The 19697-nt window shown below is 46.7% G+C and carries 13 protein-coding genes; 1 reads left to right on the top strand and 12 read right to left on the bottom strand.

The window, feature by feature from the left end:
• The first annotated feature begins 380 nt into the window (after positions 1 to 380).
• The gene (locus HGH91_RS12295) at positions 381 to 3248 is read left to right on the top strand and encodes a TonB-dependent receptor (RefSeq protein ID WP_168738715.1); all 2868 of its coding nucleotides are present in this window, start codon (positions 381 to 383) and stop codon (positions 3246 to 3248) included.
• 94 nt (positions 3249 to 3342) lie between these two features.
• Here HGH91_RS12295 and HGH91_RS12290 read toward each other — a convergent pair whose 3' ends face one another.
• The 12 genes from HGH91_RS12290 to HGH91_RS12235 all read right to left on the bottom strand — a co-directional run bounded on the left by HGH91_RS12290 (position 3343) and on the right by HGH91_RS12235 (position 19652).
• Positions 3343 to 4773: a hypothetical protein gene (locus HGH91_RS12290; RefSeq protein ID WP_168738714.1), complete on the bottom strand. Its 1431-nt coding sequence runs from the start codon at positions 4771 to 4773 to the stop codon at positions 3343 to 3345.
• Between the two features lie 9 nt (positions 4774 to 4782).
• On the bottom strand, positions 4783 to 5985 hold the full coding sequence (locus HGH91_RS12285; RefSeq protein ID WP_168738713.1) for a glycoside hydrolase family 27 protein: 1203 nt from the start codon (positions 5983 to 5985) through the stop codon (positions 4783 to 4785).
• Between the two features lie 15 nt (positions 5986 to 6000).
• Entirely contained in the window at positions 6001 to 7044 is a 1044-nt protein-coding gene (locus HGH91_RS12280; protein ID WP_168738712.1) for a PEGA domain-containing protein, read from the bottom strand.
• Between the two features lie 13 nt (positions 7045 to 7057).
• Entirely contained in the window at positions 7058 to 8740 is a 1683-nt protein-coding gene (locus HGH91_RS12275; RefSeq protein WP_168738711.1) for a RagB/SusD family nutrient uptake outer membrane protein, read from the bottom strand.
• A gap of 40 nt (positions 8741 to 8780) precedes the next feature.
• Positions 8781 to 12125, bottom strand: a complete 3345-nt coding sequence (locus tag HGH91_RS12270; protein ID WP_168738710.1) for a SusC/RagA family TonB-linked outer membrane protein — start codon at positions 12123 to 12125, stop codon at positions 8781 to 8783.
• A 240-nt stretch (positions 12126 to 12365) separates the two neighbouring features.
• Positions 12366 to 13562: a FecR family protein gene (locus HGH91_RS12265; RefSeq protein ID WP_168738709.1), complete on the bottom strand. Its 1197-nt coding sequence runs from the start codon at positions 13560 to 13562 to the stop codon at positions 12366 to 12368.
• A 77-nt stretch (positions 13563 to 13639) separates the two neighbouring features.
• Positions 13640 to 14257: an RNA polymerase sigma factor gene (locus HGH91_RS12260; RefSeq protein ID WP_168738708.1), complete on the bottom strand. Its 618-nt coding sequence runs from the start codon at positions 14255 to 14257 to the stop codon at positions 13640 to 13642.
• Positions 14258 to 14482: 225 nt separating this feature from the next.
• Entirely contained in the window at positions 14483 to 15883 is a 1401-nt protein-coding gene (fumC, locus tag HGH91_RS12255; protein WP_168738707.1) for a class II fumarate hydratase, read from the bottom strand.
• A 52-nt stretch (positions 15884 to 15935) separates the two neighbouring features.
• Complete coding sequence (locus HGH91_RS12250) at positions 15936 to 16712, bottom strand: enoyl-CoA hydratase/isomerase family protein (RefSeq protein ID WP_168738706.1); 777 nt, start codon at positions 16710 to 16712, stop codon at positions 15936 to 15938.
• Between the two features lie 44 nt (positions 16713 to 16756).
• A complete protein-coding gene (locus tag HGH91_RS12245) occupies positions 16757 to 17938 on the bottom strand; it encodes a S41 family peptidase (protein WP_168738705.1) in 1182 nt (393 codons plus the stop codon).
• 27 nt (positions 17939 to 17965) lie between these two features.
• The gene (locus HGH91_RS12240; RefSeq protein ID WP_168738704.1) at positions 17966 to 18721 is read right to left on the bottom strand and encodes a porin family protein; all 756 of its coding nucleotides are present in this window, start codon (positions 18719 to 18721) and stop codon (positions 17966 to 17968) included.
• 94 nt (positions 18722 to 18815) lie between these two features.
• Positions 18816 to 19652, bottom strand: coding sequence for a hypothetical protein (locus HGH91_RS12235; protein WP_168738703.1), 837 nt, complete (start codon positions 19650 to 19652; stop codon positions 18816 to 18818).
• Positions 19653 to 19697 lie beyond the last annotated feature (45 nt).

The raw sequence follows: 19697 nt of genomic DNA, 5'->3' as shown, positions 1-19697 counted from the left end.
TAGGGAGAAAGCGTTCACCGGTGAGTGAACGCTTTTTTTATTTCTTCTGCAAGACATCCTCTCTTCTCCGGATGACTGGTATTCCTCTCCGGGACAAAAAAATTTGCTTTCTGCTTCCGGCGTGGTAAAGCCTCATTCCCAGCCACTTAAACCCTATACTGCTGCCCATTTACAATCATCAGGCCTGCCTTTTTCCAATAAATACTGCTCATTTGCTTTGAAATGAAAAATACCCGGATTATATTTGTCCACTAATTCTATAGACTATATGGTTTTGAAATTTACAAATAATTCATTTTCAATACGATGTTGCGGCACGGCATCGTTTTAAGCTCCCCTTATCAATTTATCTTTCCAGAATCTATAATGACAACAACACTATGCAAAAGTTCTTACCTATACTGGCAAAATACCTTTTTGCAATATTGGTATTCAGTCCGGTACTAGTACAGGCACAGCTCAACGGTTCCTATGTAATCCAGGGTAATATTACAGACGACCATGGCAACGCCCTCCCCGGCGCATCGGTGCAGATCAAGGGTACTTCCTTTGGCGCACAAACAGATGCCAACGGCCATTTTGAAGTAACCACCAACGCGAAGTTTCCATTGAAACTGGTGTTCCGCCTCATCGGCTATCAACCCCAGGAATTTGAAGTAAAAAACAGCAACAGCAAACTGGCCATACAGCTATTTACCCAGTCGCTGCTGGTAAACGAAGTGGTAGTATCGGCTTCCCGCCAACAGGAAAAGATGCTGCGCTCCCCGGTGGCCATCGAAAAACTGGATATCCGCGCACTGAAGGAAACCCCTTCCTCTACTTTCTATGATGCCCTGGGCAACCTCAAAGGCGTTCAGATGACCACCGCCGGCCTTACATTCAAAGTATTTAACACCCGTGGTTTCAACGTACCCAATAACTTCCGCTTCATGCAGCTGGTAGATGGCGTCGACAACCAGGCCGCTACCCTGGGCGTACCGCTGGGTAACGCTATCGGGCCTACGGAGCTGGATATCTCCAGCGTAGAAGTAACACCCGGCGCTTCTTCTGCGCTGTATGGTATGAACGCCATCAACGGCATGTCTAACCTGGTCACTAAAAACCCGTTCCAATACCAGGGCGTAAGCGTTTACCAGAAAATTGCCGTTAACCATATCGGCGACGCCGGCGGCGCCAAGCCACTCACGGAAACAGCTATACGATATGCACAACAATACGGCCGCATATTTGCATGGAAAGTGAACCTCAGCTATATGCAAGGTACCGACTGGTACGCCGACAGTCACAACGACTTTTCGCCCCAATCGAAAGCCAACCCCGACTTCCCGCAGCTGAGCGGCCCCAATAACATCGCCAACGATGCATGGAATAAATACGGGGATAACGCCAATATCCAGATCATCGATAAAGACGGTCGCGCTTACAACGTACACCGCACCGGCTATTGGGAAAAAGATATCGTAGGTGATTATACCGTTAAGAACAAAAAAGCCGACTTCTCCTTCAACTTCCGCTTACCTCATAAAATGGAATTATCCGCTTCCTACCGCTATGGCGAAATGGATGGATTCTTCCAACGGGGTAACCGTATCGGCCTGAGAGGCGTTACGGTGCAAAATGCCAAGCTGGAACTGGTACACCCTGACTTTACCGTGCGGTCTTATATCTCCATTGAAAATACGGGTAACTCCTACAATATGAACCCGCTGGCCGATAACCTGGAGAAATCTTTTAAACCAGATAAAAAATGGGCGTCTGATTATACCTCCGGTCTAAATAATGCATTAACCTCCGGCGCCGACCTGGTAGCCGCCCATCAGGCCGCCCGCGCCTTTGCAGATGCAGGCCGCTGGACACCCGGCACCCCTGCATTTGATGCACAGGTAGCTAAAATTAAAAGTATCAACGACTGGGATATTTACCCAACTTCCAAGAACCCGAACAATACCAGCGGTGGTGCAGCACTCCTGCAAAAAAGCCGCTTCTATCACACAGAAGGTACCTGGAACCTGCGCAAATACATACACTTCGCCGATGTACTGGTAGGCGCCGACTATCGCACCTACGAAATCATCCCGGATGGCAACAACTTCGTAGACTTTTCCCTGCCCATGGATAAACGCAATACCCCAGGCGGAAAGCATATCTGGTATGGCAAATACGGCGGCTTCGCCCAAATCAGCAAAACGTTTTTCAACGACGCGCTCAAGTTAACCGGCTCCCTGCGCTACGATAAAAACGAACAGTTCGACGCTAAAGTGAATCCCCGTATTGCAGCGGTATACAGTATCAAAGACAAACACAACTTCCGCATTTCGTGGCAAAATGGATTCCGCTTCCCATCGCTGTTTGAAGCCTACTCTTTCGTAAACAACGGACAGGTACGACGCGTGGGCGGCCTGGCATTTATTGAACAGGGCCTCGGCTACTTCAAAAATTCATTCCTCACCAGCACAGTAGATGCGTTTGGGGTAGCGGTGAATAAAACCATCAATGCAGAACACATCTCCAAAGATGCTGCTGCTGCTAAAAACGCAGGTATCCTGAAAGTGGCTAACCTCGATCCTATTGTACCGGAACAGATCACTTCTTTCGAAGCAGGTTATAAAGCAGTATTGCTGGACAATAAACTGTTTATTGATGTAGATGGTTACTATAGCTCTTATAAACACTTCATCGGGCAAATAGAAGCGGTAGTGCCTAAAACGGGTAACGTAAACAATCCGGATCAAAGCGTGCTGAATCAAATGCTGGACAAATCACAGCAAGACCGTTACCGCGTATGGACCAACAGTAAGTCTACGGTTAACAACTACGGTTTTGCAGTAGCGGTGACCTATGATATCTACAAAGGGTACACCGTGAGCGGCAATGCTAACTATAATAAACTGGCACAGGATAAAACAAAAGATGATGCCCTTATCCCGGGCTTCAACACCCCGGATTGGTTTACCAACGTGAGTGTGGGTAACCGTAATGTGATCAAAAACATTGGCTTCAACGTGGTATGGCACTGGCAGAATACTTTCTACTGGCAAAACCTGTTCGGCAACGGAGATGTTCCTTCTTACAGCACGGTAGATGCACAGATCACTTATCGCGTACCAAAAATCAACACCTCATTTAAATTGGGCGCCTCTAATGTATTGAACGCAAAATACTTCCAATACGTAGGCGGACCTACTATCGGCGGGCTCTATTACTTATCTGTAACATACGATAACGTATTTAAGAGAGGTAAACAATAAACAAGCAGGGATGATTCCCCGCCGTGTACTCATAGCAACGCCGTGTACTTAAAACAAGTACACGGCGTTTTCTTATAGGGTTTCAAAGGGTTGCTTATTTACCGATTTTTGCATCAAGTGTTTTATTTCCCTTTACCATTACTTCTACATAAGAAATCATATTTCCATTGTTGTCTACCTCTTGCCGGGCCGGCATGATAATATTATTAATCCTTATGGTACGATGCGCTCCTGCAAATGCGGCTTTCCACAGAAAAGTGTTGTTACCGGTATTACGAAGCACTGTTTCTTGCGGTGTATGACTGACAGCGATCGTTGTATGGAGTACCTGCAAATTTTTTAGCGCTGCGCGGCTTCCGCTCCTGCCCCGATATAAAGTAGTGATGCGCTTCGCTGCAGCATCCGGCTCTATCCCCATCAGTCCTCTTACAATTGCTTCCAGTACGGCAAAAGATACTTCAGGATATTCCCGCCTTGGGGTAGCGGGATCTGTGAGTTGCAGTATATACTCCCTGGCTTTTTGCCAATAACCTTGTTTAAACAGTATTACCGGCAAATAGGAAGTGGTTTCCACATTCCAGGTACCTGCGGTTAGCTGGGCGATGGTTGCACGGCTTCGGGTACTGTCTTTCATCGCATCAAACCATAACAGGAAAACGGCCCCTTCTCCGTTACCAAACTTACCGTCGCCATTGTACCAGGTGTAATAACGTGCCTGCTGTTCATTCCACCAAACCCCTTCTATCTGCTGCTGGTATCGGGCAGCGGTTTGCTCCAGTTGTGCCGCTTTGGCCGCGTTTCCCCTGGCTTTTAAAATAGCAGAATAAGACAATAGTCCCCGGTAAATAGTGGCGATCAGATCAACGCCCATTTTCAGGTCCGCTATATTTTCCACGTAGGATGGTAATCCACGGCAAACGTGGAAATTATCCTGCTGATTAAAAGGCGATGGGGCATTGGGATGTGTAGGCCTGGTCAGCAGTGAGTCGGGTTGCAAGGCCCATTGACGGATATATTCGTTTACCGTTTTTTCAAAAAAATCAGTCAATACCGGATCCGTGATATAGGAAGTATCACCCGTCCATTGATACAATCTCCAACAGGCTGATAAGATATCAAAATTGGCATTGAGGTTATACCAGAAGGCGGTATCGTTCCGGTAATCTTCGGGAGCAGGTTTCCCATACTTATTGATTTCCCAGTAAGAGCACCAATCCTTCTTTGCAGAGATATGCCGGGCAAAGGCGCCGATCATATTCCTGTTTTCTTTGTCCAGCCCATATATGGTTGCTCCAATCGTTTGGTGTGCTACATCGCGCATGCAAAAGGCCATGCGGGAGGGCAATGCAGCTTCATACCAGGGCCCCACCGGGTCGGCAGGGTTTCCCTGGTAGTGCCGCACCATACTTCCGGCCCATTCATAAGCCTGTTGCATAGCGCTGTCTGATGAAGTAAAAATAGCAGGGGTTTGCGCCTGTGTGCAGGCGTAGCTCGCCATCAACAGCAGCAGTAAGCGTATCTTCATTGTCTTCTTTTATTTCTTTAGCCTGAACATCAACACATCATGTGATTTCAATAGGGTGTTGAGATTCTTTTTCGTAGTGCCCTCCTGCTTACCTGTCCATACGTTGTACAAGGTGTAATCAATATTTTTCTCCAGTGTATAATGGAAAACGGGATCGACCACCGGTGTTTGTTTCCAGTTGAAGGCAACCGGCATATCATGACTGCCACGGTTCACGAAACAAACGGCCCAATCGCCCTGCTGCAGCGGTTTAAACCATACCTGCAAGCTATCTTTATCTGCGTATTTAAATCCCTGGATACCCAATGGATCCTGGTCAATAGCAATGATACTTTTATTGGTGAGGATCTCTTTAGTTTGCGGGCTCATTTTCCGGATATCGTTGCCTGCCATCAGCGGAGCAGCCATCATGGCCCAAAGGGAGAAGTGCGTTTTATCTTCTTCGTAAGTCATGCCATTGCCTATTTCGAGCATATCGGGGTCGTTCCAATGATCGGGGCCCGCGTATTTACGCAGCGTATCCTGCAAGTCGGCAATGCGCATTACGCTCAGGGCATCCCAGGTGCCCTGGTTATGTACGGAGTCGAATACCTGGTAGATATCTTCTGTGGTACGCCATAGCTGGCCTACCGGTTCACCCCATTGCCAGGGCTTGTTCACTCCCCATTCACACAAACTGAATATCATGGGGTGTCCCGCTTTACGCAGCGCCTTGCTCATGGTGGTATAGGCTTCCTTCGCGTTGATACCGTTTGTATTGCACCAGTCGAATTTCAGGTAGTCGATATTCCATGCGGCATAGTTCCGGGCGTCCTGGTATTCATACCCCCTGGTGCCGGGATACTTAGCACAGGTGAGCGTTCCAGCGCAATTATACAAGCCGAATTTTAACCCTTTTGCATGTACGTAATCTACCACTACTTTGAGGCCGTGCGGAAATTTTACCGGGTCAGGAGTAAGGTTGCCAAGGCTATCCCTTTCCATAGCCATCCAGCCGTCATCCAGTACCAGGTACCTGTACCCGGCATCTTTCATACCGGAGGACACCAGGGCATCTGCTATCTCCATAATCATTTTTTCGTTGATAGCCGTCTGGAAAGTATTCCAGCTATTCCAGCCCATGGGCGGCGTGGGCGCCAACCCTTCAAACTTTTGTGCCGAAGCATTACCAGCTATCAGTAACACCAGTATCCAATACATTAATCTTTTCATAACACTTTAAAATATTCAGTCATTACAGGTATTCATTGCTTTCTCCCTGACAGTACAACCCAGGAGGGCTTCCGGGCCTATGCCCAGGTATTTGGGACCATCGTTTACATTGATGACCCTGGCAGACATGAAATCGAGGTACCAGTTCATCCACGGAAATATGTAATGATACATTTCTGCCGCATGGACTACCAGGCCGTCACCCGCCTTGCGGGGCAATTGCAGGCCCTTATCCTGGTAAAAGTTTTCACCAACCGTATGCAGCCATTCATGCACCCAAACGCCGGGGTCGTTATTCTTGTAATAATTGATCCGGTCGGTAAGACTGGTGCCTGCATCAAATTTTACGGTAACATAGCCGGTTTTCATGCTTTCCTTCAACGGGTTGGTCCATGCCAGTCCGAAATAGCCGCTTTTAAAACTGCAGGCGCCTTCGCTCTCACGCCAGAAAACAAACACACAGTCGTAGGCCCCAGGTTGAATATCAGGCATCAGATCCGCAATGGTAGCAGGATCTACGGTATACCAGTTATTGGCGCCCCGCGTCAGCATCACCGGCGCGGTGATATCTTTGCGGGTTACTTCCCAGTGTATAGTGCTGTAAGCATACTTTTCGAAATGTTGCTGCAGGCTCCACTGGAAGAAATCGTATCCCTGGTCCAGCTCAGCTGTTGAAAAATGGGTGCTGCAATCGCCCGTAGCGGAGGTGCCTTTGGTTTCATTTACCCCTATCCAGAGTGCTTTCCATACTTTCGGAACCGGTTTATCGGCAGTGGTAAAATTCAGTGTGCCCGTTGCCGTTATATCCACTTGTTTACGGAGATACTGAAAAGAATTTTGCAGCGCCACGCCTATCACGTGTTTACCGGCGGTTACGGCGATATTACCGGGGGCGGTAATGCCGGTGTATGCGCCGTCCAGGTATATATAGCCGGCTTCCGGTGCTGATACAGCTACCTGGATTTTGCCATCGGGTTTATCACCACCGGCGGGGGTGCTGCTTTTTTTGCATGCACCCATCACCGCCAGCAGTAATACTAACGTCCATTGTGTTTTCATTTTTTCGGGGTTATTAATTATATCCGGGGTTTTGTGGCAAATTGGTTCTCCTGATTTCTTCCCTTGGAATAGGCAAAAGATAATGTTGAGATTTAAATGCCCTGTCCTGTACCTTTATGTAGGTATATGTTTTGGATCCGTCAGGATTCTTAACAATCTTTACGCCACCCAATGGTGTATTTTCCGTTACATCGGCTATCTTCCAGCGACGTACGTCATAATAGCGCTGGCCTTCCAGGCACAACTCCACGCGACGTTCGTTCTGTATTTTGGCCAACAATGCGGCGCCGGTTAAGCTACCTGGCAGGTTGTTTACAATACCGGCGCGATGCCTGAGCAGGTCGAGATACTGCCGGGATACCGCTTCATGTCCCAGGTTAAACTCTGCCTCTGCATAGTTTAAGTAGATTTCTCCCAGCCGGGAAATGATCCAGAATTTGTTGGTTTGTGTTTCTACGTTGAAATTAAAAGTAGTGTCCTGGTACTTTCTAAAGCTATACCTTGTCATGCTGGCATTCCAGGTATCCCATCCCTGCTGGGAGTCGAGGCCGCCCTCATACATTTCGGCAATATTGCTATGTCCTGCCGCGTAGCGGTCTTTGAAAAAGTCAGGTTTGCCGTAAGGTTTTCCATCAAAAATAATATCGCTATAAAAACGGGGGTCCCTGTTAACATAGGGCTGTTGCGGATTATAGCCGGATGTGGCATCAGTAATATCTTTCCCATCGGCTGTACCAAAAGCGTCTACCAGGTTCTGGCTGGGCGCGAAGGATGACCAGCCATGGAAGCCGCAGGGGGCCAGGAACATTTCTACACCCTGGAAAGCATTCCACTGGTATTGTTTGTTACCCTGGCGGGCCATGAGTATTTCCGAGTTCCAGGTGGTGAAGATATTTTCATAACCGCCGGTGTATAACTGGTATCCGGGCAGGTCAATCACGGCTTTGGCTGCATCAGATGCCAGTTGCCATTTCTGCTTATCGTTGGATGGATTCCACTGCGGGCTGGCGGCATACAGGAGGGCCTTGGATTTGAGCGCCAGGGCAGCGGCTTTGGTAGCACGTCCCAGCTCGGCGGCGCCGGAGCTGTAACCTGCTGGCAGTACAGCTGCGGCAGCGTCGCATTCTGCCACAATAAAGGCCACGCATTCATCGAAGGTGCTGCGGGATGCCTGGAAATTACTGTTCAGGTCAAAAGGTTTTTTTACGAGGGGTACGCCACCGTAGTCGCTGATCAGTTTGAAATAGGCATAGGCACGCAGATAGATAATTTCCGCTTTCAGCCGGGCACGTACGGCATCATCACCGGGTACGCCATCTATTTTAGACAGGAAGAGATTACAATCCTGTATTCTTTTATAGGTATCACTCCAGATATCAAAGTTGCCCAGGTTATCGGGTGTTAAAGATCCTGAGTTCATAATGGAAGCATTGTAGTCATCAAACTTATTGAATGCTTCATCGGTTGCTGAAGAGAGCGCCCAGGTACGATTGGTAAGGTTATCCCAGTAGTGACCGGGGTTAGGTAACACCGTATATTGAAAATCAGCAAATGCTTCCGCCAACTTCAGGTCTTTCCACACCGACTGATCAGAAAATGAATCCAGGGGCACTTTATCCAGCACATTTTTCTGACATGCCATTAGCAGGAAAGTGGTCATTAATGCGGTTCCTATTTTCCAGTATATTCTTTTCACAATAATTAAATTTAAATGTCCATAAATATGATAAAATGGATTACAGGCCTATGCTGATACCTGCACGATAGATCCTGGTCTGTGGATAGTTGATACCGGTAATGTTATTCGTTTCCGGGTCACGGTTAAACTTCTTCATTTTGTCGATGGAGAAGAGGTTGAACCCACTCACAAACACCCGGATATTTTCGATACCGATGCGACCATATAAATTTTTAGGGACGATATAAGAAAGCTGGGCTGATTTCAAGCGGATAAAAGATGCATCTGCCAGCCAGAAATCGGCATATACAGAATTACGCGGATCTTTTGAGTTAAATGCTCTTGGATAGATGGCATTGGCGTTGTCTGGCGTCCAGCGGCCATCGTACAGCCATTGTGGAGGCGCTACCACGGAACCTTGCATCTGGGGCAGGATCATTTGTTTGGCTTCTGTTTGACCCGCCCATACCAGGTCGAGTGCCAGTCCTTTGTATTCTGCTCCCATCGTAATACCGAAAACGATTTTTGGATAGGCAGATTCAGGAATCCTCACCTGGTCATCGTAAGTGATGAGGCCATCATTATTTTTATCTACCAACCAGAGATCACCTGGCTTTGCACCCGCCATATGCGGTGATTTATCCACTTCTTCCTGCGTATGATAAATTCCTTTAGTTTGGAATACTACCCATGAATCGATAGGTAATCCGGTTGACTTCTGGTAATCCGGGATATTGGGTGCTTCATCGCGGAACAGTACTTTACTTTTCGCATAGGTGAAGTTAAACCCTACGTTGTACTTAACAGCCCTTGCTTTACCATTATAATTCACGATAAAATCGAAGCCCCTGTTCAACGTTCTGCCGATATTTTCTGCCGGCAGGGTTAAGCCTGTATATAACGGTACTGAAGCATTCCGCGGTGCAAGGATATCTTTGCGCAAGTTGTGAAAGTAATCTGCCGTTACACTCAGTTGATTGTTGAAGAAAACGGCATCCACGCCCACGTTCCTGGTATCCTGCTTTTCCCAGGTAATGTTGGTATTGGGAATAGAGGCCAGGTACAGCGCAGTGGCTTCTGAATAATTGGGGCCGAAGTAAGTATAATATTCTTTAGGATAGGAAGAATAATCGGAAGACATATTGCTCACCAGTGAATACCTCGCCAGGTACATATACTTAGATACTGCATCGCTACCCATCACACCCCAGGAAGCGCGCAGCTTCAGGTTATCCACAAATCTTACATTATCCTTAAAAAATGGTTCTTCTGAAATGCGCCAGCCAAGGGATACAGAAGGGAACATGCCCCAACGTTTATTTCCGGGGAAGTTAAAGGAACCATTATAACGGCCTACTACCTCCGCCAGGTATTTATCGGCATAACTATAAGAAACTCTGCCGAGGTAGCTTTCGCGTCCATCCTGGCTGGCGCTCCCGGTGGCCACCTGGTCTACCGCACTACCGGTAAAGAGTTGATCCAGCTGATCGCTTACCAGGTTTTTCCGGTAAGCATAGGTCATCCGGTAGTTGGAAACGGTTTGCTCATATCCTGCGAAAGCGTTGATACTGTGCTTACCGAAAGTTCTGTCGAACGCCACTTTATAGAAGTAAGTGTTTTCGTTATAGGATCTTTCATCCTGGGCCAGGCTAAGAATAGCGGTGCTGGTCTTCTGATTATTGTAGGTATTGGTAGAAAGGCTATAGGTATATGCATCCCAGGGGCGGGTGAAATTCTTTTCGCTTCTCTGACGATAATCAAAGGCTGCATAACCGCTCACCGACAAACCTTTCAGGATAGCGGGCAGCTGCCAGTCAAATCCTATTTTAGGTTGTACGAAGAGGTCTGTTACATTATCATAGCCCGGTGCAGACGACATCATCAGGTAAGGATTACGTCCGTTTGAAATACCGGCAGAAGGCAATCCATTGGTCCAATGCACAGGGATAAAAGGATACATACTCACTGTTTCATGCAATATGCTATTTGCGGAAATAGCCGGGTATTTCCTATCTTCTTTCCTGGCAGCGATATCGAAAGTGAGCTTTAAATTTTTAGATACAGCAGCATCGATATTGGAACGTAAGTTATAGTTCTTGAAATTTTCATCACTGTTGCTCCAGTTGCTTTGCTGTGACAGGTATTGGCCGGAAATAAAGAACTTAACGGCATCACTGCCACCTCTTACAGAAATGCTATGATTGGTTTGCGGCGCGTTTTTGCGGAACACTGCCTTCTGCCAGTCGGTGCTGGAATAATTGGGATCATTTCCTGCTTTGTATTTATCTATATCTGCCTGTGTATAGGGCAGTGTATTACCCTGGTAACCATTCAGCTCATTGTAATAAGTCATATACTGCCAGGAGTTAACACGGTGTTCCATCCTGGTCAGTTGCTGGATATCGTAAGAGCCCTCGTAGGAAATAACCGGCTTACCTGCCTTCCCTCTCTTGGTGGTAATAAGGATAGCGCCGTTGGCAGAACGTACGCCATAAATCGCTGCAGAAGCGTCTTTCAGCACAGTAACACTTTCGATATCATTAGGATTGATCCTGTCGATGTTCCGGTCAGGAATACCATCTACGATAATCAAAGGATCTACGCCGCCGCTAAAAGAGTTAAATCCCCTCACGTATACGGAGGAATAGTCATCGCCCGGGCGGCCGGAGCGGTTGTTGGCAATAACACCGGGAATATGCCCGGCAAAGGCATTGGTTACGTTGGCGGTAGGTACTCTTGCAATTTCTTCTCCTTTCATAGTAGCAACTGATCCCACCAGCGTGGTTTTCTTCTGCGTACCGTAGCCCACTACTACTACTTCCTGTTGTTGGCTGACCAATCTTTTCAATACAACGGTAACGAATACACTCTTTCCGATCGATACTTCCTGTCTTTCCATACCAATGAAGGAAAACACCAGGATACCGGAAGAGGCATCGGGTATGTTGATCTGGAATTCGCCATTTTCCTTGGTAACGATACCGGTGGAAGTGCCCTTCACCTGTACGGTTACCCCCACGAGTGGGGTACCATCTTCACCAGTTACTCTTCCTCTTACCGTTGTTGCCACAGCAGGCTGGCGTTCAGCCACAGCAACACTTCCTGCCGGTGAAAGCTTCCGGACAACAATCGTTTTGTCGATGATTTCATAGGTAATAGACGTGTGTTTAAAACATTGTTTCAACACTTCCTCCACGTTGGCATGGTTTACTACTAGATCAACATTACCGGTATGTTCCAGCAGGCTATTGTTGTAAACAAAATTATATCCTCCCTGCCGGCTGATTTCTTTAAATACGGTACTGAGAGGGGCATTCTTCAGTGAAAGTGTGATAGTCTGTGCATTCGTAGCGGCGCCCGCCTGTATAATGAATGCCAGGATCAGAAACGTGGTCAGCTTCATTGTCAATCTGGTTTTGGCCCACAATCCCTTTTGAGGTCGTTGCTGTGCGACATAGCAGCCATTCAAAAAAGTGGAATTACAAAGAACATTTTGCATACTTTTGTTAAGGTTTGGATGTAAACAATTGTCAGTCCCGAAATGATTGTATAGTTGTACTGATCCAACAATCCGCCGGGCAGTGCCGCAAACACTACCCGGTTTTTCGTTGCATCAATTTCTTGGTTGATCTGAATGTTGGTCTTACTTTCTTACGATAACTTTTCTTCCATTGATCACAAAATGAACACCGCCGCTGATTTCCATGAATTGCAATAATTTTGATAATGGAACATTCCTGGATATTTCCATGCTATAGGAATCAGCAATTTTATCTTCGAATATTATATCTACATCGTACCAGCGGGCTATTTGCCGCATAATCGTTTCCAGCCCCATATTGTTATAGGAAAACTTGCCCTCTTTCCAGGCCATGAGTGTTTCTATATCAGCATGTGGCATTATCCTGATATCCTCTTTTACCAGCGCCTGCTGGCCGGGATTCATCAACACATTTTTTCCCCGGTAAGACACTATTACCTTTCCTTCCAGCAAAACAGTACTGCTGGCTGCTTCATCGGCATAAGCATTCACATTGAAATGTGTACCCAATACTTTTACTTCCATTCCTTGTGTTACTACTTTAAATGGTTGATTTTCTTTCCTGGCTACTTCAAAATAAGCTTCCCCGGTTACTTCCACCATACGTTCTTTACCGGTAAAGCTGGTAGGAAAATGCAGCGAAGAGGCAGCATTCAGCCACACTCTAGTCCCGTCTGGCAGTACGATCTGGTACTGACCACCGCGCGGTGTGGTCACCGTATTGTATACAGCATCTGCTCCTGTATGGTTACTGATCTGATAGGCGAGTTGACCATTATTCAATTTCGTTACCGACGCGGCGCCTTGCTGGGTGAGGGTTCCCCTGGCTGCACTGTCCAGTTCAATATGGCTGCCATCTGTAAGTGTCAGGATGGCCTTATTGCTTCCCGGTAATATATCTGCTTTTGCTACCTGGTTGATCGTAGTTCCGCGATGATCAGCAGGCTTCCTGATCAAATAGGTAGCTGTTCCTGCCAGTAAGATGATCATGGCCGCTACGGCTGCCTTCCATATACCAGTACGTCTTTTGACAGGCAGCTGGCTGCTTTCCTCTTCTATGGGTAATATATCTTCACCTTTACCTGTCTTCCGGAGAATGTCCTGGAAAACCTGGTCCTTCCGGGATTTATCTGCCTGCGCGGTAAACGTCCCGCTTTCCAATGCTTCTTCTATTACCGACAACAACTCTTCCGAATGCCCGTTTTCACGCAGGTGATTAATTAATGCCTGCAAATCTTCCACAGGCAAGGCATTATTAAGGTGTTGCTGCAACAGTTCTCTTAGATGTTGACTATCCATTGTAAAGCAAAAAGGTGAACGTTACTATAAAGACACCTGGAAAAAGAGGAGGTATTAGTGGAAAGCAAAAAAAAATTTCAGCTGGCAAAAAAGGTAGCCTGTGCAAAGAAGCACATGAGTAATATTTCCAGTATACTGTAGTGACGGAGGTAATCGCGGATCACGTGCAAAGCCTTGTTCATGTGGCTTTTCACCGTGTGCCGGGAAATGTGGAGGGTTGCCGCAATTTCGTCCTGGCTCATGCCATGGTGACGGCTTAATGAATAAATAGTACGTTGTTGCTGGGAGAGATGTTCAACGGCGCCGGCCACCTGCTTTTCCAGCTCATGGCAGAGCAGGTGCTTATCCGGGGCATCGGAGGAAGTAATAGTATCTTCGGCATAGTCCAGTAAATGGTTGGTAAATGCCGCTGTCTTTATTCTTTTCCTGAATACATTATAGATATGATTGCGCGCAATAGTAAACAGGTATCCATCAAAATTTTCAACGCCGGCCAGCTTTTCCCGTTTCAGCCACAACTTCACAAAAACATCCTGGGCCATCTCTTCTGCCATATTCTCCGACTTGGTAAGCGCCAGGGCTACCCCATACACTGTATCCCAGTATTGGTCAAAGAGCACCCGGAAGGCAGCTTCATCACCCTCTGCCACTTTCTTGAAAATGGACGCTTCATCGTATAGCCGGACAACTGACAAAAAAACTTTTTAGTGGAAACAGTTAGATAAGTAATCGTTTTGGTTGCTGTGCTAAGGAGTTAAATGTATAGATAAATCGAAGGCCGGTATTTGCAAAAATTAGCCGTTTATCATCAGATATTAACTGTGCCTGTTTTGCAGTAAATAGGAGGGAAAGCAACAAAAAGGGCTGACCAGGAAGCAGTTTTGCCCGACGGTCAGCCCTTGCCATAAATATTAAGTTGACTATTTTATTTCGCCTACCATGTGTGCGGGAACTACCCACTCGTCAAATTCAGCAGGGGTTACATAACCCAGTTTCACGGCCATTTCTTTGAGGGTAGTGCCTTCCTTGTGTGCTTTTTGCGCAATTTCAGCCGCTTTGTAGTAGCCGATTTTGGTGTTGAGCGCAGTTACCAGCATCAGGGAATTTTGCACATGCTTCTGGATATTAGCTTCAATAGGTTCAATACCTTCCGCACATTTATCGTTGAAGCTTACACAGCCATCGCCAATCAGGCGGGCAGAATGCAGGAAGTTGAAGATCATTACCGGTTTGAACACGTTCAGCTCGAAGTGGCCGTTAGCGCCGCCTATGCTGATCGCTACATCATTACCCATTACCTGTGCTGCAATCATAGTGAGGGCTTCGCACTGGGTAGGGTTTACTTTACCTGGCATGATAGAAGATCCCGGCTCGTTGTCGGGGATATGTATTTCACCGATACCTGCACGTGGACCGGAGCTCAGCATGCGGATATCGTTGGCGATCTTCATTAAGCTCACAGCTACGGTTTTCAAGGCGCCATGTGCTTCTACGATAGCGTCGTGTGCCGCCAGGGCTTCGAATTTATTCTCAGCCGTTACGAAAGGCAGACCGGTTAAACGGGCAATATTCTTTGCCACATTTTCTGAATAGCCTTTAGGTGTATTGATACCGGTACCTACGGCAGTACCACCCAGGGCCAGTTCACTCAGGTGTGGCAGCGCGTTGTTGATAGCTTTCAGACCATGTGTCAGCTGGGCTACATAGCCGCTGATTTCCTGTCCGAGAGTAAGTGGGGTAGCATCCATAAAGTGGGTGCGACCAATTTTCACGATATGTTTAAAGGCGGCAGCTTTTTTAGCGAGGGTGTCGCGCAGTTTGGTGATACCCGGGATGGTTACTTCCTGCAGCATTTTGTAAGCCGCAATGTGCATGGCAGTAGGGAAGGTATCATTGGAGGACTGCGATTTGTTCACGTCATCATTAGGGTGAACGAATTTGTCCTTGTCGGTCAGCTGACCGCCGTGAAGCACGTGTGCGCGGTAAGCCACTACTTCGTTTACGTTCATGTTAGACTGGGTACCGGAGCCTGTTTGCCAAACTACCAGTGGAAATTCGTTATCCAGTTTACCTTCCAGGATTTCATCGCATACCTGGCCAATCAGGTCACTTTTTTCCTTTGGCAGTACGCCTGCTTCCAGGTTGGTGATAGCTGCGGCTTTCTTCAGGTAAGCAAATGCCTTAATGATTTCTTTCGGCATTTTGTTGATATCCTGCGCGATCTTGAAATTTTCAATGGAGCGCTGAGTTTGGGCGCCATAATAGGCATTTACAGGCACTTTTACCTCGCCCATTGTGTCTTTCTCTATTCTGAATTCCATGACTTAAACTTTTAAGGGTACAAAAGTACGGCTTTAAGGATAGGTCAGCAAGCTATTCCCCCTTAAAATTCGGCTGTCTTTTCTGGATAAAGGCGGCCGCACCTTCTTCGAGGTCTTTGGTGTCAAAGCAGGCCCCGAATTCTGTTAGTTCAAGTTCATAACCATCCACGTCTTTATCCAGTGCCGCATTGGCGCATTTGATCACCCGGGCAATGGCTAGCGGCGCTTTGGTTTGTATTTTCAGTAAGATGGTTTTGGCTTTGGGCAACAGTTCTTCGGGCTTCAGTACGTGATTCACGAGTCCCCAGGACAGGGCTTCTGCAGCGGTGATCATGTCGCCGGTCATCATCAGCTCCATGGCTTTACCTTTGCCAATCAGCTCTGTAAGCCGCTGGGTGCCACCGTAGCCAGGGATCAGTCCCAGGTTCACCTCAGGCTGGCCGAATTTGGCATTTTCACTGGCCAGGCGGAAATGACAGGCCATGGCCAGTTCGCAACCACCGCCCAGGGCAAAACCATTCACTGCAGCGATAACGGGTTTGGGGCAGGATGCTATCCGTTGAAAAATCACATGACCTTTTTTTGCCAATTCTTCTCCCTGCTTGCTCGACAGGGTAAGGAATTCGCTGATATCAGCACCGGCTACGAAGGCCTTATCACCGGCGCCGGTGATAATAGCTCCTTTGATGGTTTTGTCGCCGTATATTTCATCTACCGCCAATGCCAGGTCAGCCAGCACCTGCTGGTTGAGGGCATTCATTTTCTCCGGGCGATTAATCGTAATAGTCAGGATATTCTGCTCTATGGCTGTGCTTAACGTCTGATACATGGGCCGTATTTTTAGTTTATCAATATTAAGCAATATTTGATAACCTAATGAATCAGCCCGATGGCAGCCTCCAGTTGCTTGTCCTGCCCGAGATTAAGCGCAGCTTCATCATATTTTACTTCCACATCCGGAGGGAATCCCACTCCTTCATAAATTTTTCCATCCTTGTATTTCAACATCAGGGAAGAGGTATATACAAGGTTCATATAATTGGTGGTAAACTGGCCTCCGTTAAAAAACAGGTTGCCAATCAGCGGGCCATTGGCGCCCCAGGTACGTTCTCCCACAAAATGTCCGTTGGGTAATGCCTTCACCGCCATGGTAGTCATTTCCGCCATACTTGCCGACCAGGCATCCGCCAGCATCACAATGGGCGCGGTAATATTGCGTGCCCCTGCCTGCGGCGTTGCAAAAGCCGGCGCCCAGGGAGAATAGTCCAGGCGGCCATTTCCCTGTTTGGAGCGGGTATAGCCAAAATCGAGCTGCTTATCGATCATTCTTCCCAACAGGAAATCAAGATCCGCCAAAGCGCCACCCGGATTACCACGCACGTCAATAATAATCCCTTTGATATTGGCAGTATTCTGTAGTTTATCGAAGAAATATTGTTCCACCCTTTTTACGCCATTAGCCGTGTCCGTTTTATACAGTTCTTTCAAGGCAAATTCACTGAAGAAAAAATACAGAATGTTTTGTTGAATAGTTCCTGACACTGCCACATATTGGTTTGAACCATCTACCGTATTGGTAAATCCACGAATAGCACCTCCCCGGTCGAGGTATTTGCGTGGGATCGTGTCATAAAAATGAAAAATACTGATAGGATTGTGAAAACCGGGACTGGCCGACTTCCGCTCATAAGAAGGACTGATACTGGGGGAATCCACCAGCCAGGTATCATTAAACGTAATATTATAGTGCGAATCAACCAACCCGGCTGTCATCTGTTTAAAATAGGTATATCCTTTTCTTACATCATTGGAATCATTTAGGTTTAACTTGGCAAAAAGCGGCTTGTATTGTTTATATACATTATCCCAATTAACCGTGTCAATATCCCAGAATATATAATTATTATTCATTCCATTCCAGAAGGCGTCAAACACTTCATTGAAATTAGCAGCAATAGTATTCTGCGGATCGTTGATTTCCGGCATTTCTTTACGACAGGAAACCCCGGCAAGCAATACCAGGATGATCACAATATATTTACCAAGATATTTCATCTTATCAGTTATTAACAGTGAACGAAATTATTCTGCAGTAGCCGACTCAGGGTGGAAGATATTTTTAAGATTAAACAGGCAGCCGGCCTGGATCACATAAGTATCATTGTAACGCGGTATCTGGTTGATCATATAGCTTTTCTGCTGATCGGTTAGCCCATAATAATACCTGCCTTCCACAAAAATGCGGTAGCGTTGCTGTAGCAGGTATTCAATGCCAGCGCCAGCCAGGAGGCCAAATTCCATGCGGCGGTCGCGACGGCTATCGAAGCTATACTTTTCATTATAGTTGTACGCTTTATCGTATTCAAAGAAAGTATAAGTCTGCTGATTATCGGGAATATCCGGTCCCAGGTTAAAGGGATTGGCCATAGCTCCTTTAATGCGCCCGCTGGCCCAATAGGCGCCATACCCACCCAGGTTCATAAACCCTTTCAGCTTATCGCCGCCAAAAGAGAAATGTGCCATAACAGGCAACTGGATATAACTATTGGTATTTTTTTGATAAATACCATCAAAGAAGTGGTCCCTTTTCTGCTCGTAATTCTTCTGAATGTAACCCGGATCCGCTTCTACAGCCAGCCAATTATTGAAGTGATATTGTATGGGGATGCTCACTGTAAATCCGCTTAAAGCATCATATTTTGTGTAAGCCCTGTAACCAGTGCTGGTATGCAGGTAATTTTTATTGTATCCTCCGGAAACGCCTATCTCAAATTGGGCCTGGACATAATTGGTACACAGGAGTAGTAACGTGCTAACAAGGAATAGACTTCGTTTCATATGGTTCCATTTTGGGTGATATCAGACTCTCTTGAAAACAAAAAACCGGAACTAATTGAATTAGTCCCGGTTATTAAAATAACGTATTAATGTCTTAATAGTTTACTTCAAACTCCGCTTTGCCACTTTTCATCTTCATATAGTGCGATTTTCTCTTTACTTTAAAATAATTCACCCCGCTAAAGTTATATCCCAGGGTCACAAATACCAGGTTGGCCTCGAGGTTTTTGTAAGGATAGATGCTGTTGCCTGTTGCCTTATCTTTTGTTTTAAAATCCTGGTTAAAGAAGTTCTGCGGATAATACTGCACTTTTAAGCCGAAGCCGGGGTTGACACGGAAGCCTGCAAAAACGGAAGGCATCAGGAGCGGGGTACGGTCGCTGAACCATTCGTTGAATTTATGCACCTTCTTACCATCTATAAATTGTTTTTCCTTATAGTTAAAGGCCAGGTCAATTTCGCCGCCGGCGAAGAAGAAGAAGCTACCGCCAGTTACATCTCCGATCTTGAATCCCAGCGGAACGCCTAAGGTATATACCCGCTGCTTCAGCTTCAGGGAGTCGGTAGGTTTGGAAATTAACCCTATATTCTTAATGTTGATACCGGTGAAGAAGCCCAGGTTTTTGGACACATCCTTGTTAAAATTGGTACCTACGTTGAAAAAGAGGGTAAAGCGGGGGATATTCCGCATATGTTCCCCATTTTCCTTCATGGATGCAAAGGACAACAGGGCGCCTTCACCACCACGCGTTACGTATATCCCTTCCCGGTGCTTAGGGTATTTACCAAAAATAAGAGAGAAGGTGGTAAAAGTCGTTTTTTCGGTACTATCAACGGCCGGGGTGCTGGCCGAATCTTTTTTCTCCTGGGCAAAAACACTACTTCCTATCAGCAACAGTACCAGGAATAGCGGGAGTAACTTACATTTCATAATACGGGTTGTGGTTTTTTAGATTTATGTGGAATACCTTAAAGA

It is taken from the genome of Chitinophaga eiseniae, from assembly GCF_012641265.1.
In the GTDB taxonomy this organism is placed as follows: domain Bacteria; phylum Bacteroidota; class Bacteroidia; order Chitinophagales; family Chitinophagaceae; genus Chitinophaga; species Chitinophaga eiseniae_A.
The sequence above is the reverse complement of the archived record's forward strand: the minus strand, read 5'-3'. Positions and strand labels throughout refer to the sequence as shown.

What these genes read in the sequence shown, in the direction of transcription:
- HGH91_RS12295 (WP_168738715.1), top strand. Translation starts at nt 381, where the DNA reads ATGCAAAAGTTCTTACCTATACTGGCAAAATACCTTTTTGCAATATTG.
- HGH91_RS12290 (WP_168738714.1), bottom strand. Translation starts at nt 4,773, where the DNA reads ATGAAGATACGCTTACTGCTGCTGTTGATGGCGAGCTACGCCTGCACA.
- HGH91_RS12285 (WP_168738713.1), bottom strand. Translation starts at nt 5,985, where the DNA reads ATGAAAAGATTAATGTATTGGATACTGGTGTTACTGATAGCTGGTAAT.
- HGH91_RS12280 (WP_168738712.1), bottom strand. Translation starts at nt 7,044, where the DNA reads ATGAAAACACAATGGACGTTAGTATTACTGCTGGCGGTGATGGGTGCA.
- HGH91_RS12270 (WP_168738710.1), bottom strand. Translation starts at nt 12,125, where the DNA reads ATGAAGCTGACCACGTTTCTGATCCTGGCATTCATTATACAGGCGGGC.
- HGH91_RS12265 (WP_168738709.1), bottom strand. Translation starts at nt 13,562, where the DNA reads ATGGATAGTCAACATCTAAGAGAACTGTTGCAGCAACACCTTAATAAT.
- fumC (WP_168738707.1), bottom strand. Translation starts at nt 15,883, where the DNA reads ATGGAATTCAGAATAGAGAAAGACACAATGGGCGAGGTAAAAGTGCCT.
- HGH91_RS12250 (WP_168738706.1), bottom strand. Translation starts at nt 16,712, where the DNA reads ATGTATCAGACGTTAAGCACAGCCATAGAGCAGAATATCCTGACTATT.
- HGH91_RS12245 (WP_168738705.1), bottom strand. Translation starts at nt 17,938, where the DNA reads ATGAAATATCTTGGTAAATATATTGTGATCATCCTGGTATTGCTTGCC.
- HGH91_RS12240 (WP_168738704.1), bottom strand. Translation starts at nt 18,721, where the DNA reads ATGAAACGAAGTCTATTCCTTGTTAGCACGTTACTACTCCTGTGTACC.
- HGH91_RS12235 (WP_168738703.1), bottom strand. Translation starts at nt 19,652, where the DNA reads ATGAAATGTAAGTTACTCCCGCTATTCCTGGTACTGTTGCTGATAGGA.